We start from the raw sequence: 17,339 nt of genomic DNA, 5'->3' as shown, positions 1-17,339 counted from the left end.
TAGACGTACATGGTACATCTCCATCCTGTGGCGCGGGTAGCGACCGAACAATCCTCCCTCGCGCCTCTGTACGACTAACTATCGAAGTAATAATCAACCAAATTCCGTTGGCTGCGCAGTTCGGTCGACTTCCTACTCAGTAGCCGCAACACATCATCTGAATCTTGGCTTTCGTCAAATCCGCTATCGCCCGACGAGCGGATGTCGTTTGCACTGGAGCGTTGCGACTGCAAATGCACATCGTCAGTCGTGTGCCTGATCAAGGCGCCAGGTTGCTGAGACACTTCCCCCAGATGCTCAACCAGCGCTTGTTCGATCCGTCGTTGTTCTACCCGCTGAACGATTTGTCGTCCCACCGTTTGCAGCATCTGCTCAGGAGTAACCAGCATGGCCCAATCGGTCCCGGCACCAAGCTGAGTTGGCGTCCCCGTCGACGGTGGAACATACTCACCCTCGGGTGCCAATTCTCCTTCTCCGCCACTACCTCCGCCTTGTGAGCTGCGGTTCAGATAATTGATCACCAAGAGTGCATCGGAAGCTCTGACAAATTCATCGCCATTGACGTCGTAGAAGGGTGGCGGATCAATTCCGGCTTCGGCCAAGGAACGTGGTCGATCAGAGTTCAAGTAATTGATGATCAACAGCGCATCGCGCGCCGTAACGCGCCCGCTGGCGTCGACATCCAAATTATTGGTCGGATTCTGCCAGCGGCTGGGCAGGATGCGTACCGCGACTTGAGCTGTATTGGAGCGGGTGCCATGGTTATCGGCGACATTGTAAGAGAATACAAATTCGCCGGACACGCCAGTCGTCGGTGTAAAGCGAATGGTTCCATCGCCCAAGACTTCCGCAGTACCTGCGTTGGGCGGTACGACGATTTGAACCGAGGCTGGGTCCAGTGTTCCATCGCTATCTGAGTCATTGGCCAGTACCGGAATGATCACGGCTTGATTTCGGTAGGTTTGAGCCACGTCATCCACGGCCACCGGCGCACCGTTGGTGGCCACTGTTACCAAGGCTTCATTGGACAGGCTGCCCTCCATGTCGCGAACGCGATACCCAAAAACATCGCTGCCTTGGAAGCCAGCCGTGGCCGTGTATTCGACGATGCCGGTGCTGCGAACCGTGACGCTGCCAAATAGCGGCAGTCGCGTGATTTGAATACTGGCTGGATTGATCAGCGAATCGGGGTCGCTGTCGTTGCTCAGCACCAGGATCGCGACTGTTCCACCGATCCCTACCACGGTCGAATCGTCTCTAGCCACGGGGGGGTCATTCACCCCACGCACCAAGATCGTGACCGTTGCCAGATTGCTCTGCGCACCTGCCAGGTCTACAGCCCGATAAGTGAAGGTATCAATAATCGTTTGACCGGCAGGTAATTGTTGAATTGCCGGTACGCCGCGAGGGTCATACGTAAACGAACCATTGGCGTTGAGTACCACGGTGGCACCAAACAGGCTTTGCAAGCTGCCCGCGACGACACTCAGTTGGTCGTTCGGTAGATCGACATCACGATCGTTTAGCAACAAGCCTGGAGCGGAAATCTGCAGCAAACTGTTCTCGTCGACCGAATAGGAATCATTTTCCGCAACCGGAGCGTCGTTCACCGGGTTCACGGTGATCGTGAAAGTGACCGGTTCTGACTGATTTACATTGGGCGTCACTCCCGAGCCGCTATCGATGGCTCGCACTGTCAGCACGGCAGCGCCGTTAAAATCCTGTGCCGTCTTGAAGGTCAGCACGCCTGTGCTGCTGACCGTGGGCTGAATGGAAAACGCGGCTGGATTGTTGACGCTGACCACAAAGCTAACCGCCTGTGCGGCTTCGTCGACAGCTCGCGGAGGATTCAGCAGCAACCCCGCGGCTGGTGCAATGCCTGTTGCCCACGGTTGCGAATAGGTCGGGCTATCTTCGTCAACGGCGATGTCGCCCCCCGAAGTAAACACGGGTGGGTCGTTGACCGGCAAAATTGTGATCGAAGCGGTAAACTCAGGCGATCGGTGGACATGATTTCCGCCGCTCGGGCCATTGTCCTGGGCCACAATGCGCAGGACGGCTGTGCCCACCGCATCGGGTGCAACTTGGAAGGTCAGCCTGCCATCGCTCGAGAGAACTGGCTGACCGCCCGCTGAGAAAAGTTGTGACTGATCGGTAGTCACCTGGAAGCTGACCGTCTGGCCGATTTCATCGACCGCTGACGACGGGCCGGGCCGGATATTGGTGGCCCACCCAACTACCGTTACCGGTGGTGCATCTTCCAGCACCAGTTGATTGGCGCCCAAGCTGAACTCAGGGGGATCGTTGATACCGTTGACCGTGATCACAATCGAGGCCGTGCCTAGACGTTCGGGCACGCCGTCATCGCGCATGATATACACAAACGAATCGGTGCCGACATAATTTTCTGGAGGCGTGTAAGTGATCGACACGATATGGGCAGCTGCTCCGGAGCCTGCTACCACCGACGTAATCCTTCCACCCCGACTGCTGGTACTGGGGACTTGTGTAATCTGCACAACCTGCGAACTCTCGTCGGACGTCGGTCCACCTGAGGCTCCAGCCAAAATGGCCGTGGCTTGCAGTACCAGGGGGGTATCTTCGTCAGTCGTGGTATTGAAATCTGGCGCGACCGGTGGATCATTCACCGGCGCAACGTTGATGGTGAACGTTTGCCAGTCCGAGGTATTGCGATTGGGAGGAGCGCTCGGGCCGCTATCGCGCAAGCGCACCAACACACGCAACAATTTGCCATCCAGGGCGGCGTTCAGCGAGTTAATATTATCTGCAATTCTGAACGATAGATTGCCTGACGGTGTCATCGACGGAGCTGTGGCAAACACGCTGGCATCCAGTGGCTCCAACTCGAACTGCACCGTTTGCGTGATTTCGTCTAGTGCCTCGACCGGGCCCGGTCGAATGCTGCTGGCAAACCCGCTGACGATGACCGGACCTTGATCTTCCACCACATTCACGGTCGCCGGAATGGTGAATTCTGGTGGATCATTGACGCTGGCAACACTAATGGTAAACGTTTGAGGCGCAGATACGTTGCTGTTAGGCAGTGGTTGGCTCGGACCATCATCCATCAACTGTACGACCACCACCGCCGTACCATGACGATGGGGCGCGGAGGTGAAGGTCAGCGTGCCATTAGGTGACAATTGTGGCAGTCCACCCAGCGTGAAGAGAGCCGGATTGCTGACGGACAGCGTCGTAAACTGCAGCACCTGGCTAGCTTCGTCAATGGCAGCCGGCGGCCCCGGTTCAACGCCAGTCACGAAACTTGTGAGCGTCGTCGGTAATCCTGGCCCTTCGTTGACATTGACTTGCGTCGAGGAAAGCTGGAACAGCGGCGCGTCATTGATCGGTTCAACGACGACGGTAAAGGTGGCTGCGGTTTGATTTTGGTGCGGCAGTCCTCCTGTTCCAGGAGCAGGCCCATTGTCAGTGGCCACAATCCGCACCTGCAGATCGAGCCCCATGTCGCTGTTGACGTCGGCGGCTGTTTGATACGTCAAACGCCCGGTGGCTTGATCAATCGCCGGTTGAACCGTAAAGGCGCTCGGAGTCAACGCCTCGACGACCAGTGTCACCGTTTGCCCCAGTTCATCCACAGCCGTGATCGGCCCTGGTCGCAGGTTGGTCATGAAATTATCGACGGTTACCAAGCCTTGATCTTCACGGCTGGTGACTGCATTGCTGGACAATGCAAAGCTGGGCGCATCGTTGACTGGATGAACAGTGATCGTGACGGTGGCCGGCACTGGACTAACCAAACGTCCATCCGTCGCACGATAGACGAAGAAATCGGTGCCCGCAAAGTTGGTTCTTGGAATATACGTGAACGTTCCGTTACGCTGCAGGATCAGCGTACCGTTGGCTACGCCGATCACCGGGTCAATAATTGGAGTAAACGGATTGTCGTCATGCACAAAAAGGTTTCCGCCGGGAACCAACTGATTCTGTGGCACATCGGCATCCGTGTCGTTTGCCAACACGCCAGCGGCAGTTAAAGAAACCTGTAATAATCCATCTTCATTCAGAGCGTAGGTATCGGCATTGGCCACCGGTGGCGAGCCTGGAGCGATCTCGATCAGGTAATCTTCCACCTCACCGCCGACGCCCACGCCGCCCGCTAGCAGACCGCCCGATTTGCTCAACCGAAATCGGGCCGTTGTCAACCCGGCCCCGGCGTGGGCGGGCGTTGCTACATTCAGCAGGTTAGCACCTGCTACGACTGGTACGCTGCCGCCGAATAAACGTTCGTCGGCATCGTTAAAATCTCCGTCTCCATTCCAGTCGATCCAGGCGTCCAACATGCCCGCCCCGCTAGAGATGATCGTGACCGGTACCGGAGCCGAGCCGACATTGAATAGTCCACCAAATCGCACACCATCTTCATCGTTGCCAAGGATGCGCAAGGTTCGCGCGTCCTGCATGAACGCCCCACCTAACTGAAGCAGTCCAACCGAGACCTGCGCCTGAATAGTATTGGCGAAGGCTTGTGCCACCTGCGCCGCAGTAGCCGTGGCTAGATTTACTTGCACCAGCACATTCCCCGGTGCCGCTGTCGTCGCATTCAGCTCGAAGACTAGGCTACGTCCCAGGTTGTCGGTGATGCTCATCGTCTGGCCGTTGGCCAAGCTGGCTGTCGAAATTGGAAACACCACATCGACATTGCCCCGCGCCACGCGGCTGATCGCTGGAGCGCCGGCGAGGTTAAACTGATGCAGCGAAGATCCACCCAAGCTGACCACGGCTCCCGACGCCATTGGTGTCAGGTCGCTCAGGCGAGCTTGAAGCTGTGCCTGATAAACGGCGGCTGCAAATTTTTGGGCCACGACGCTAGCTGAGTCGGCTGGCGCTAGCGCCACGATCACGCGCGAGGCATTGCCCGTGGCGGTGCCGGTGGTGTCGAACCGGAATTCCAATGGCGTGGGACCGGCGGTGATAGTGATGAATTGGCCATTGAGCGCACTAGCTGCCGGCATCGTCAGTCGTGCCGGTCCAGCCGTACCCTGAGCGACTCCGCCCAACGTGCCGATATTGACCTGCACGCCATAGTCATCGCCATCGGCGGCAGCCGCTGGTTGTCCGTCCGGCTCAGCCCCCACCCATGAACCCAACACCAGCCTCCCGGCGTCGATGGGCAGAATGGTATGCCGAGCCCCATTGCCGCCACCAGCCTCGACAGTCGGAATGTTGACGCCACCTGCATCGCCGTAATCTAGTTCAACCTCCGGCATGATGATGGTAAATTGCGTCAGACCGGTAGCCCGATTAGGAGCCAGTGCATTGCCTGCCAAATCTTGGATCGCGCCGACTGCGGTCACGGGCAGGAGATTCGAATCCGAGGAGCTGGCTTGACCGAATATGGTCAACGTGCCGTCGCTGGTCAGTAGGTACGCAATACCGGCCGCACCCAAGCGGCCCGCTAGTTGGGACGCAATTTCGTAAGCCGAGCTATTGATCGTAAATGGCACAGGACGATTGCTGCCTGAGACCACACCGTTGAGATCGAACTCAAACACCACCGCAGGCTGTTGCGGTCGCGTGACCGTCAACCGCAAGCCATCGGTGACAGTTTCTCCGTCAGGAATGACAACCTGTGAACTGGCTTGATTGCTCAGCGTGATTTCATACACACTATCGTTGCGCCAGATACCAGACCGCGGAGTCAATCTGAGCGTACGATTATTGGCGTTGTAACCGAACGTGTAATCTGTGCCAGCCCGCAGTCGCCGACCGTTTTCGGTTAGTTGCAGATTCGCCGACACAACCGAAGCCTCGTCCGGACCGATGCCATTCAGGTCCTCTAGCAGGATGGAGAAAAACTGTAGATTACCCTGCTGAAGTCGAATGTTAGTAAGGCTGCGATCGCTATCCAGCAACGCGGCGTCATTGTCTTGTGGTTGTAGCAGCACCGCGATGGGGCCTGCAAAATCAGCGCGTTCCACCGCCCCGCGATCCTTAAATACGTTTGCCCCCATGCCTGAGGGTGAATTCAGTGTGGGATCATCGACACGCAATTGGCCTGTCGCGTCGCGGTCGGGTGCCAACATGGGACTCAGCGGCAGCCCTAAGGGGCTCTTGACCTGGGTCAGTGCTGCCCGCTCCTGCAGTGCCTCTAGCGAAGCGTCGATAGCTTGTGATCCCGCAGCCAGATAGAGCTGGCGGTTTAAGGTGTTGGCAAACAGCGGATCGTTGGCATTCAGCACGATATTAAACGAGCCAGCGCTCACGCCGCTGGTATTCACACTGTTGCCCTTGAACAGGTTCGCACCCAGTACTGCTGTTGCGCCGCCCGCGGCCTGGACGCCGATTCCAACATTGGGATTGGAAAAGATATTATTCAGCACGGTCGGAGATGCCCCGCCGTCGATCAGCAGACCGACGGGATTGGCATGAAACGTGTTGTTGATTACCCGAGCAATCTGCACGGTGGCATCCGTCTCCGGGTCACCGCTGATTCGCAAACCCACCCCGGAGTTATTGGCGAAAATGCTATTCATAACCACCACGCCCGGGGCCAAGCCCTGGACGTTGCGGGTCGGAAAGTTGATGGGTGCACCAGGGTAAGGCCGGTCACCGACGCTGCCATACGGCTGACTCCGATCGCCAGCCGACAACAACACGCCGAAATTGGCCGTATTGGTGAACAAGCTACCCGCGATCAAGAATTGTCCCTGTGGACGCTGCCGCTCGACGTCCCCCAAGTCTTCGCCAAACCCAGAATCATTGCCCCAGCGTAGCGGATCGAGGAAAGTGTTGGCAGCAAAACCGAAACCGCCAGCTAGATCGGTTGCCACCTTGCCGTGTAGTTCGATGATTCGACTGTCCGACTGGCCGGCCGTTTGGCCACGCACGGCTGCTGTGACGTTGAGTACTGACTGTGCGAAGGCTGCATTGATAGCCGCGACAATTGCTCGAGCAATTCGTTCAGGTGAATCGGCAGGACTGATTACTACCGGCATGTTACCAGGCTGAACACCAGCCGCTGGATCGCCTAGCCCTAAGACCACGTCATACTCGAATGTCAAACTGCGCTGAGTATCACTCAGGGTAAAGGTAGTGCCGTCTACAATGCGCCCTGGAGCATCGGGTCGAACCTGAATGCCCAAACTCCGCGACAATCGATCATTGGTGTCGAAATCTCGTAGAAGGCTAAAGAAATCGTCGTTCGTACCGTAATCAGCCGCAGTCCGAATGGTCAACTGGAAATCCCCCTCCTCAATCTGATCTGTTTCGTAAATCGTTTGAGCGTACTGCGGATTAGGCACAAAGGCGATTAAATCAGTCGGAGCGTTGAAGACCATCTCCCCGCGTTCGGCAAAACCGATAATGATGTCGTCGATAAACACGCCTCGACCCGTGTTGTTGGCAGCACGCTCATCCATGTGCGCGAAATCGCCCTGACTCGTCGGGTTGTTCAGGTCAACACCGAAGCGATCCCCGGCACGTTGAGTCGTAACCCCTACGGCGCTTCCGTTGTTTGTAATCCTGTAGCCGTAAAGCCGCAGGATATTGTCGTGGAAGTGCCACGTGGCCAGCGATTCAGCTGGAAAACTAGCCCGCATCACTGGATTACCAAAAGTATCATTAAAAGCCACGCGCATCGCATCCCGCACTGCCGCTGCCGTCATCGCGGGGGTGATTGGAATGGGAACCGCGTTGCCCGTCACCCCTGGCAGTCCGCGCAGTACGCCGGTACCCATGGACGATACCCCATAAGCACCCCCGGCGGGCAGATTTGCGACGGCTAATGTATTGGGGTGAAGCGGGTCGATCGTAATTGCCGCTAGGCTGGCGATGCTCAAATCAACCAATTTTGACGACAGCCGATTGGCGATGGTCGCTGAGCCATCGGTTGGTAGATAAAAAATGTTGTTGCCGACATTGCTGGTAGTCGAAAAGGTAAGCACGTTTCCGTTGATGGTGACCGAGCTCGCACCGTCCAATAAACTGGCTCCACCGGGCAGCGATAACACCAAGCCATGTTCAAATTCAAAATTCTGTGGCGTCTGTCCAGGCAACTGCACCGGAGTCATCGTGAAACCTGTGCCGTCTTGAATTCTAGACCCGGCCACGACAATGACTTCCACACCTCCGCGAAGAGGGTCGCCGGTGGCAAACGAACCTGCCGTGCTGAATTCGAATCTCAACCGAACATTGGCTTTACCGGCTAGTGCTGCCAGCGAAACCCGTGCCTGTCGCCATTCGCCCACGTCGAACAATTCCTGCGACGGAATAGGATTGCCGTACGGATCTCGATTCAAGTTGATATCGTTATCCAATTCATCAGTTGAGCCTAAGCGATTGGCTCCTCCATCAGCCGGAGTGTTGTTGGTAGCCAACAAAATCCATTGGCCATCTTCGCCTGCGCCATACACTCGGAAGGCATCACGCATGCGTTCATTTTGATTCAAATCACTGTTCTGTCCCTCGGTGTCCAACAAATAATTGAAGTACAGCATCGGCAAATCGTCCGAGCTGTAGCTGCGCAGATCGATCGGATTGCTGAGGATCGCGCCGTGGGCACCGCCGGGCATGTCGTAGCTGTTGTTGATACCGAAGTAGAGCGCGTCTCCTCCAGAAATAATTTCGGGTTGTGAATTGTCGGGAGGAATGGTTCGACCATGGCCCGGTGAATCAGCCTCTAAATCTGACACGTGCCACAGGTTGCGTGATAAGGTTGAAAAGTCGATGCCGTTGACGGCAGCCCCCAGTCCATTGGGACCAGTGGTTTGGGTCCGAAAACTTGCTCCGGCGAACACCGGCAGAAACTGACCAGCAGTATTGAAGGCATAGACCCTGCCATTGGCGGTTGTACCAAACAGCATATCTTGGTGAAGCTCGCTGGGGCCGCGAGTTAAACCCGTGAAGGAGACTGGTCCAAATTGCGGATCAACGATAACGGTAATCGGCGCGGCTACGCTACCGAACGACCTGTCGCCGTCGGTGGTCGCCGCAAACAGCTCGCCTTGATTGCTGACGGCATAGAGAATACCGCCAATTTCAGCTAATCCGGTGATGGTCCCAGTGCTAACAAACCGGCCAAATTCGATCTTGTTCGTACCGGCGTGACTGAACGCATTTGCGTCAGCGCCAGTAACGCCGTTGACTCGTTGAACGCCTTCTCGATCGGCTCTCCCATCGGCATTGATGACAGAACCATCCTCAGGATTAATGCGATAGACGATATTGCGCGTGAAGGTGCTAGCTGGGCCAATTCCCACAACGTTTCCGCTAAGCAGATCGACGCTAGCCGTATTGAAGCTGGATTGATTATTGCCCCGTGAGCCAACAGCAAACATCAACGTTTGATCGGAATTGTTGGTGTAGAAGGTCAGTGCCTCAAATACAATACCATCGCCCACCGGATTGTTGATCAGATCTGCAACCTGATCCCGTGGCTGAACAGCAAATGCGGGCGGTGCAGGGAAAAACGCGGATTGTTGTGTCGTGAAGGTCTCGATGCCCGAAGTGCCTGGGGACGTAAATGCATTGGCAGGCACAGTGGACGAATTCAACTGTCCAACGGTATCAATTTGCATAAATATGCCGGCGTTTTCGTCAGTGGCAAGCGTGGGCGGTGGAACTGCGAATCCCACCAGTTGGCCGGTGGGTGCCAGTGCCACGTCATGGACTCGTGGGAATTGACTGACATCAGCTACCTTCGCACCTGTAAAGGCATTGGCAAAATGAAGGATGCTATTCAAGCCGGAGGCAGAATCGGTGACCACAAACGCGGTCACGTCGGCCAGCGTCCATTCGACTCGATTTCCGTCTATGTCTGGGTTGAACGAGACCTGTAGAGGGCCGCTGGAAGTGGCTCCGCTCGGACCACCAAAGCGATCGACGGAGATACGGCGAATAGAACTCAAGGGCTCCACCTGCACTAAAGAGGTGGCGGATGTGTCATAAAACTGCAAAAGCGGTGCAGCAATCTGACTTTCATTGGTTACCAGCACTACATAATCGCCTGCTGGCAATTCGACAGGCCCGATGTAGGCGTCGCGTCGACCACCCGAACCTCGCGTCAAATCGGTCAGATCACTGCTGCGAGCCGGAGCGGACTGATCGTCGGCGATATTGGAACTGTTGCCTATGTACACCAGCTGGCCAGCGCTGTTGAAGACCCACAGCTTGGTGCCTGGGCGACCAAATCCATTGGCGTAGTCAATGTCGAACACCACAGAGATATGGTCCGTACCATCCTCGGGATTGATCACCTGAATCGAATCGCGCCCAACAGAAAATGTGAATGAGCGAATTTCGTTCGCAGTCCCAATGGAGCCCGCCACCGTTATCGACGCTCGATCTGAATTGGCGATGTTTCCCAAATTCGTGACGCCCAATACGGATTCAGCCAACTGCCCCAGCAAGGGTGAAGATGCGGGCATGCCATAGGCTTCAACGCCAGTTGCTGCGTAGCGGATGTCGGCATACTGAATCACTGAGCCGGCGACTTCATCGGTCTGCTGGCGTCGAATCTGCAACCTGTAGGTCCCACTAGTCTTGCCGTCTCGTAGTTTGCTTTCATCTTGCAGGTCTGGCGAATTGGCCGGGCTGCTGCCACTAGGCACGTTGCTGCTACGGACTCGCACATAGTAAGTTGTCTCCTGCCCCGGCGTGCCTGGCAGGATGACTCGCATTCCGGCGTCGTGGGGATTGAGCGAATGGAAGTCAGCCGCAATGGGCACTCGAGAATTGCGAGGCGCGAAAGGATCGGCGTCCAGCCCCAGCACCTGAGACGGAAGAATCTTGGATGGATCGTCAATGACGTACCGCTGCGTCGTGCCCAGACTCTCCAGCAACGAATTGGTACTTTGCGCCAGCAGCAGGCCAGCGGCATTCAGCAGTTCCACCACTGAATCCAGTGAGCCCGACGTGCGGTCCACATCCAACCAAACTAGGCTGCCGGCCGTGCCGGTGAAGCTGTACACATCCACATCACCTGGATTGGCGATGACGCCGTCGATGCTAAAGCCCAGTCGCAGGTTCTCATCCCCACCACGCAAGTCCGCCGCCAGTGCTCCCACGTGCTGAGCCGATTGGACATCGTCGTTCGCCCCGCGATCGCGCAATTGGTCGCTCTCCAATTCGGATACCATGGCCACATTGCGATCGTTGGCGTAGGGTTCAAGGCGAATGCTGCGCCAATCACCGGGTATGCCAGAAGATACACCGTTGTTGTTAGTGTCGCGCAGCGGCGCACCGTGGGCATCAAAACCGGCACCCACGCTGTCGTCGGCTAGGCTGGTGATGATGACTGGGAAGCCAGGTGTACCCAAAATGCGAATCGCACCGCCAATGCGATCGGTGATGTCCAGCGGCCGGCCCATGGCGGTGAACCCCGCGCCCGACTCCATTTTCACGATCAAGCCTTCGTCGACTCGACTTCGCAATGTCAAGCCGCCGTAGGTGTGAAAGTCAGGCACCTTGACCTCACCCTGCACGACATGCACGATGTCGGTATCATCCCAAATCGACTCAGTCGTCAAGATTTGTCCGCGCACCCGCATGCCGTTAACGCCGTTGTTGGACAGTGCATTGCCGCGCACCAGCGGTCCTTGATTGCTGGTGGCCAGCGGCGATCGAAGGCTGTTGCCTGTCTGCCTGCCAGGGTCAACAACATTGACTGCGTTAAGCGCGTTGGAGTTTATGCTGATGACGGCCGTACCCGCAGTCGAATTATTTCGAAACGTGTTGCCAATAATCACCGGTTGGCTACCAACCACGTAAATCACGCTAGCATCGTGGGGGCCTCGTCCGTCGCGAGCCCCACCCACATCGCCTCCCAATCCCGATGCATTGGTCTCGAATCGCGAATTGGCGATGCGCGCTGTCGATTGATGAATTTCGATTGCATTAACGCCAGTGAATCCTCCTGCAACCGAGGTGACACCTCCCGCAAACGTAACTAATGAATGATCGATGCTCAGTGACGATAAATGTCGCGCCAGCAAGCCACCCCAATCGCCGGCTCCGGGATTTCTGAGAGTGCCATCGTTATCAGTATCGAATACTCCACCAGCGCCATAGCGATCGTCCGCGCGACTGGTAAACACAATGGGGCTGGCCGCAGTGCCCTCGGCAATCAATTGAGCCCCCATCGAAATTTCGATGCGCGCATTGGATGATTTGACAATCACGCCCGGAGCGACTTCTAGTCGTGCACTGAGCCGGCCACGTACCAGGTTGGACTGATTGGGTTGAGCCAGTGTAGCCCCTAGGATCGTGCCGATATCTTTGTACGAGCCGGTTGCGCCGTCCAAGTTGGCCACCAAGCGATAGGCTCCGCCACCGATGCTCCGCCATAGTTGCCTGCGGACAAAATCGCCGCTGACGGCTGGCAGGCCGTTCAACTGCACTGCACCGCCACTGCCGACTACGGTCGCGGGTGTGGCCGCACTGGGCAGTCCTTGATTGCCCCAGCGATCCACAAAGGTTACTTTGTAAGTCACTTGGGCTCCGCTGGCCAAACTACCGCCTGTGGAGGTAGCTGTCTGAGTCAACGACACATTGGGCAGAGAGGTTTCACGAAATCCACCACCCGGCTGCCCGCTGATGATCAGATTTTCCCCGATGACATGCACGATCTCGGTATCATCAAACTTGGCCGTGAAGTCCAATGTATTCAGCGGCTGACCGGGCTGAGTGGTCGTGCGCACGAAGATGCCGTTGATCGAATTACCAGAAAGGCGATTGCTGCGAATGTGTGGCCCAACGCGATCGTAATCTGACGAAAACGTGGCGGCCAATTGAAACTGAGGGGTGCTGAACAGCGTCTGTGTAAAACTGTTCGGGTCGGCCGACAGGGCGGCATCGGAGTTGGAGCTGATGAGGTTGTTCAAAATTGTGGGTCGATCGCGATGCATCATGATCGGATTGACTACAGGACTCGGGGACAGGACAGTCACTTGACCACCACCGTAACGAATATGCGCGCCGGCCACGTAGTTCAGGAAAATACCATGTCGCTCCCAGTGGTTGCGGCCCTGAGCCAGATCGACATCGCTTTTGAAATTGATACCACCCCAGTCGCCAGCCGCTGGAGCTGTCACCAGCGGATTGGTGTCGATGCCCAGCGATTCATCTTTGTAGCTGGTGAAGTACACCGGTCTATTGGGTGTGCCTAAGACTTGCAGCGCTGACAGACTATTGTCGACAGAGGCGGACAAGCTACCCGTGGTAACCTGACTGCCTTGCAGTTTGAATATTGCTCCGGCGTCGACCATCAGCGCCACACCTTGAGGAACCTGCAGCGTCAAACCGTCCTGCAAGATCGCGTTGCCTACACCACCACGACCGAATTCATAGGCCGGTACGGTCCGCACATCCTGGCCGCCAGCTGAACCGGCTACCCGCACGATGTCCCCCGAACGCGGGCGGAGTGCGGCCGGCCAGGTAGCAAAATTCAAGTTCTTCATCGGTTGAGCAGCCGAGCCGTTGGTCGTCGAGCCGGTATAAGCCTTGTCGACGTAAATCGTCTTCGGAGTCTGTTCACCGGTGCCCGCTGTCGGCGGCACCGCCCGGAACCAGAAGTTGAAATTGCCGCCGGCGATTCCGTCTCCGTCACCGTCCAAGGGCGTACCCAGCATGTCTACGATAGTGGCCGCTGCTTCAATCGCCGAATCAAAGCTGAGGCGAAGCTGATACTGACCCTGGCTAAACGCGCCGCTGCCGGTGTTATGTACCTCAGGATTAAAGTCCTGATTTCCGGAACCAGTGACGCTCACAAAGTAGGTAACAGCTATGTTGCTAGTGGGCAGAGTCACATCGATGTAAGAGTCGGAGCCGAAACTCTTGTCGTTCGAAGCCACCACTTCCAAGCCTTGGCTGGTCTGTCGGAATAACGTCAAGTGTGTATCCAAGTTACTACTATTGGCCAGTCGCTGAGCGATGGTCTCGATGCGCATGCGGCCCGACTGTCCAGCCGGCAAGACAAACGAATAGGTGTCCACATCCCGATTATCACGGCGGTGCAGACGTAATCCGTGGGTGACGTCATGATCACCAGGAAACGCAAAAGCAGTCGGGCCGCTCAACTCCGACTCGCTCCCCATGATGGTACCTGCAGGCAGATCATACGAGTGAATCAATCCGAGCAAGTGACCAATTTCGTGCATGGCGACCGTGAAGAAGCCGGAACCAAAACTGTTGTCCCACGTCTCGGCACCATCCATGATGGCCAACCCACCTCCAGCCACACCCGCCACGCCTCCCGGACCACTTTGCCTTCCGTTGGGCCACATATCACCCACGACGATGGTCAGTCCAGCACTTTCTGATTCAATAAAGTCGATGCCTAACTGTTGCGAATAGAATTCGAATACCTCACGCACCCGTTGCTTTTGTTCGGGAGTAATCGACGTGAACACAGGCTGGTTGGCCGCGTCATTACCATACGAACGATTCAACGCAAAATTGTACGAGATGGTGCTGATCTGCGGATTCGAATCGGCACCCGCCAAATGTATTTCGTCCTGTATGTCTCGATGTCCAGGTTCAAAGTTGCCACCCGGAAAATCTAGCGGCAGTGCAGCACCAGTGGTGGTGATGATTGTGCCGTTGGCTTGCAGAGAGGCCGAGCCGTTCAAAGAGCCTAGACTAAACGCATTGCTGACAGTCGCGCCGACATCTCCAAATTCATTGAACTGAACGACATTGGGTGGATTGTTAGTGGATGACACCGGTGCCCGCGAACCGACTCGCAATCGAAACGTACCACCACCAGGCATCAACGAGTCGATGGGCTGAGCAAATGTTAGTTCCGCCATGTCGCTGTGGCGATCGTACACCACCGATGTCGGGTAAAAGACGCGATCGTCTGTAGGTTCGACCGTATCGCCAGTGAATATCAATTGATAGAAAGCTGGATCCTGCGCGCTGGCCGGATTCAAGTCATCGTCGTTAAAGTAAACGCGAATGATTTCACGGCGAGGATTCAGCGCCCCATTGGGCAGTCGATCAACGGGCTGAGGTACAATACCCAGGACCTTGGCCCCCAAGTTCAGTCGAAAATCGACCGTATCGAGCGTGCGATCACCGGGTGTGGAATCAAAAACGCGCGTCGTAATGACCTGCCCACCAAGGCTTCGCAGGGCATCTCCCCCTCTTCCCGAAACTTGTACGCGATACAGTCCGTCGTCGAGCGTGCTTGCCAACCGCACGATGATGACATTTGAACTGTCACCTTCGCCTCGCCAGACTGGCAGATTTAGAATGTCGTCGCTGGTCCCAAACGCGCCGTCCTTGCCGGCACCGATGATTTGGATTCCATTGAGATTCGTACTGTCGACCGCCCCATTAAAACGCAATACCAATTCGGTAGGAGCTTGCTCTAGGACATTCAGGCGATTGAAATTGAAAATGATGCCTGAATTGGGAGCCACAGACAGCAGTTGCAATCCCTCCGGTGGCGTGTCATCGGTGGATGATATCACGCTGACTCCGGTGGTTAGCTTGACCTCTTGTCCGGCGATGTTGTAGGTCAGCTCGACCATAAACGCCGTGTATCCAGACATGGGCCGATCGACGCGGGCTACATAATTGCCGGGAGCCGTCGGACTGAGAATAGAACTTGTCCAAATCACACTACTGCCAACGACAGCTTGGCGAAAATCTCGGCTCACCGGATTGGTGGCCTGCCACAACCGGACTTGGGTGGGTGAGTCTTGCGTGGTGACTTCAATTGGTCCTGATGGCCGGATGTTCCAGTTGTACCGCGGCAGGCTTACGCCGGCGACCTGCGCCTGGTAGAACTGGCCCAGTGACGTAAATGCGTCCTGATTCAAACTATGTCCGGCGTTTGGCAAATAGCGAACGGACTTTTCGCCTAGCAAGTCGTGGTAAAAGAACTGATCGGAGTCAGGGACAAAAAACTCATCCCCAGTCCCATTGATCATGAATTTGGGTATCGTCAGTCGATCCAGGTATTCGTAGGGATCGACGATCTTGAGCAATTCTTGACCGCGCGGATCATCAAACCGATCGAAAATTCCCTCGTTGACATAGTCGACTACGGCGGCAGAGTAACCGCCGACAATTGCAGCCGTGACACCTTCATAAGCCCGCTTATGGTAAGGCATCTGTTCATCCATGTTCAACACGTTGATTACCATTGGGGCGATGGCAGTAACGCGCGGATCAACCGCAGCGGTCAGCCAAGTCGTCCAGCCGCGCTTAGAAGCACCGCTGACCACAAAGTTCGTTACCGCGACATTGTGCTGTTGCTGAGCGACGGTTTGCACGGTGTCCATGGCACGCACCGCGCTCTTGACCATTGGCAGCAGTGCCGGCCACTCATCGTCGCCGCCATCCAGATAATTCCGATAGCTCTTGGCGATGATCGCATCTTCAGAGCGCGTGAAGGATTCGCCAGTAAACTGCAGTGGCTGATAGGGTACATTCGTCAGCGATGACACGACTGAACCGGTGGCCATGGCCATGTTGGTGGCAAACGCCAGTTCAGTGCCGGACAGACCGCCTGTACCGAAGCCGCCGGTACCACCGTGCCCACCACCGCCGATCACCAGTAGCGATTTGTTACTGGTAACACTGTTGGGTACGATAATCGACAATCGATGCTTCCACTGTTCCCAGGTGGTCTCGGCTGCGCTGCGCCAAGTTTGACTGGTCATTTCCACTAAGTACTGGGTGAATCCGATTCCGGGCGTAGTCGCAATAATGTTAAAACTGTAACTGGGGTCAGGCGCAGCGACGTACACATCCAGTGCGGTCAAGCCGCCTTCACCTTCGGCCAGTAACGCGGCGCCCTCACCTTCAGCGCGCAGACCAGCCGTTATCGAAAACGCCAGCCCATTATCCGACGACCACTGGGCGTATTCTTGCTGAATCAAGTCGAACCAGGGGCGCTGGGCGATCGAGCCTCCGTCGGCACCAGCCCACAACCGATCTAACTGGCTTTGCAATTCACCGGATACTGATTGATCAGCGCTGGCACCTGCGTCGGCGGAGGCTTGAGCGGCAGCGTTTGCCGACCAGGCAGTAAACGTACCGTCAGCGAACACAGAGCTGCTGGAAACATGCGCACTGACATTGGCCAGTAGATCAACGGCCAGCAGCTCGCGGCGCTCCAGCGTTTCCATCAGAGCCCGGCGCATCCGCCGCCGGCGATCGGTTGTATCTTGAATCTGACGTCGTCGGAACCGTGGGCTAGTCATGCGACCGAACCTTCAAAAGTGAAATCTCTATGAAATTACTGAAGTGCCATTCTAGGGCGAGCAGGCAATGCGAATATGCCCGTAGCCACCGTCACCAGACGGCGGAAATCGAGTTCGTTCACCGTCTGGGGACGGCAGCTACGAATT

At 56.3% G+C, this 17,339-nt stretch carries 1 protein-coding gene; it reads right to left on the bottom strand.

The genetic code is table 11. The annotated features are described in order from the left end of the window. Window positions 1–74 precede the first annotated feature (74 nt). Window positions 75–17,192 carry a tandem-95 repeat protein gene (locus KF752_04885; protein MBX3420875.1) on the bottom strand — a complete coding sequence of 5,706 codons (17,118 nt, stop codon included), beginning with the start codon at window positions 17,190–17,192 and terminating at the stop codon, window positions 75–77. Between the last annotated feature and the right edge of the window lie 147 nt (window positions 17,193–17,339).

This window comes from Pirellulaceae bacterium, assembly GCA_019636385.1.
Classification (GTDB): Bacteria; Planctomycetota; Planctomycetia; order Pirellulales; family Pirellulaceae; genus Aureliella.
Note: the sequence above shows the minus strand (reverse complement) of the source record. Positions and strands in the feature narration are given on the sequence as shown.

Coding starts and splice junctions, on each gene's coding strand:
- KF752_04885 (MBX3420875.1), bottom strand. CDS start 17,192: ATGACTAGCCCACGGTTCCGACGACGTCAGATTCAAGATACAACCGAT.